The 1,414-nt window shown below is 33.1% G+C and carries 3 protein-coding genes; all 3 read right to left on the reverse strand.

What is annotated here, in order from left to right; genetic code table 11:
- Window positions 1-345: pyridoxamine 5'-phosphate oxidase family protein (locus HG1285_RS01555; protein ID WP_008289369.1), on the reverse strand; the 345-nt coding region annotated here is incomplete at its 3' end.
- 96 nt (window positions 346-441) lie between these two features.
- The gene (gene speD / locus HG1285_RS01550) at window positions 442-849 is read right to left on the reverse strand and encodes an adenosylmethionine decarboxylase (RefSeq protein WP_008289370.1); all 408 of its coding nucleotides are present in this window, start codon (window positions 847-849) and stop codon (window positions 442-444) included.
- A 152-nt stretch (window positions 850-1,001) separates the two neighbouring features.
- A complete protein-coding gene (locus HG1285_RS01545; protein WP_008289371.1) occupies window positions 1,002-1,391 on the reverse strand; it encodes a hypothetical protein in 390 nt (129 codons plus the stop codon).
- Between the last annotated feature and the right edge of the window lie 23 nt (window positions 1,392-1,414).

Here is a 1,414-nt window from a genome sequence, read left to right on the forward strand (position 1 = left end):
TGTAATTGTAGCGCCAGGGAAAAGGTTATCAACAATTTCAGTGATTTTAATTTCTATAACCGCTACAGGAAATGGTATTCCTTCTATCTGCTCGGTAATTATTTTAGCCTGTCCTGAGATAGAAACAGCCAAATCTTTATCAAAAAGTTCCAAACATACATTTGGATTTGCTCTAATATTTTCGGTAGTTTTTGCATTTGTACTAACTGCAATTCTTATTGTATCTTCATCTTTTGCAATAGCCCAGCTTATAAAAGTAGTATAAGGTTTATTGTTTACTGATGTTGAAACGACAACAGGAGTTAAATCCTGCATAACCTGATAAACTTTCTTATTCAAAGACATATTACTCCCTCCATATCAAATTAAATCTATAAAGATAAACTAATCCCTTTAATTTTTATATTAAATGGTATATATCATAAATTATGTAAATTTAAATTATTTTTCTACAGTTTCAAGCTCTAATTTCTCAATATTAACCTGAGCCGTATCTACAGGAACTACTCCTCTTTCAGCTACTTTTTCATCTACTCTTTTTGGTTTTAAAACTTTAAGAATATATTCCATAGCTTTATAAGTTTTTTCTTTTCCACCGCAAGTATAAACATCTACAGCTGCATAACCATGCTCAGGCCATGTGTGGATGGATATGTGAGATTCTTCTAAAAGGATTACTCCTGTTGCTCCGTGAGGGTAAAACTGATGAAAGTGAGATGATAATTTTGAAAGGTTTGCATACTTTACTGCATTTTCCAAAAGTTCCTTAACATCCTCAACATGGTCAATTTTTGAACCATCTACTCCGTAAAGGTCTGCTAGGATATGCAGTCCGAGGGTTTTTTCCATTTTCTATCCTCCTTAATTGTTTTCAAGTTTGTCCTTGGGCCGTTATCGCTGCCCATGATAAAAAAACCTCCTATGTGGTTGTTAAATGCCGTTAAAAAATTTAAAAACAAGGTAAATATTATATGTCAAAAAAAATAAAATTAAAATAATTTTTAATCAACCGCAGGAGTTTCTTCCGGTGGGGGAGTACATTCAATTACATATCCGCATTTTGGACAAACATAACATTCTCTTGTGTTTTTATCTTCATCACAGATTTCTTCCCAGAATGCAACCCAACCACATTTAGGGCAAAGTTTTGCATCTTCTAAAAGAGTCCCATCTGCATATTCAAAGTCGTGTTTTTCTCCATGGTATATATAATTTCCTTCTTTATCCTTTACAAATTCTCCATTAAAAGCCTGTACTGGAAGCTGATAGTGATTTTTGACTGCATATCCAACAGCTTCTGATACTGAATCAAAAGTAGAAATAATTTCCTGAGATAATGCATCAACAAGCTCTATTTTACCCTCTTTTTCCCTGATGTAAACCCTTTTCATATCAAACCCTCCTTAATTTCTAC

Source organism: Hydrogenivirga sp. 128-5-R1-1 (assembly GCF_000171895.1).

Excerpts from the sequence above, each read along its gene's own strand:
- speD (WP_008289370.1), bottom strand. The coding sequence starts at position 849 with ATGGAAAAAACCCTCGGACTGCATATCCTAGCAGACCTTTACGGAGTA.
- HG1285_RS01545 (WP_008289371.1), bottom strand. The coding sequence starts at position 1,391 with ATGAAAAGGGTTTACATCAGGGAAAAAGAGGGTAAAATAGAGCTTGTT.